The organism is Elizabethkingia argenteiflava, assembly GCF_009904105.1.
Taxonomy (GTDB): Bacteria; Bacteroidota; Bacteroidia; order Flavobacteriales; family Weeksellaceae; genus Elizabethkingia; species Elizabethkingia argenteiflava.
On sequence record NZ_JAAABJ010000205.1, the window covers coordinates 1 to 291 of the forward strand.

Consider the following 291-nt stretch of genomic DNA (forward strand, 5'->3'; position numbering starts at 1 on the left):
GAGAGATTTAACCAATTGTCCAGCCAGGATTTGCAGGTCAGGGGATATTTTTTTGCCCACTTTTCTTCAAAGGCAAGCAGCCTTTGATATCCCTGCTCTTCATTATTAGCTTTTTAGATTGGCTTCATATCCTCCATAACCGCTTTTTTATCCCTGTCAGGAACATAGCGCATGGAGGCGCGGATTTAATGAACCACGCAAAGTTGTACCCTGGTTTTAGGAAATACAGCCTCAACCGCTTCGGGGAAACCTTTCAGGCCGTCTATGCAGGCAATCATAATATCTTCCACA

At 44.3% G+C, this 291-nt stretch carries 1 pseudogene; it reads right to left on the reverse strand.

Annotated features, from left to right (window positions below):
• Window positions 1-291, reverse strand: a pseudogene (locus tag GNY06_RS15445) (transposase); the annotation flags it as partial.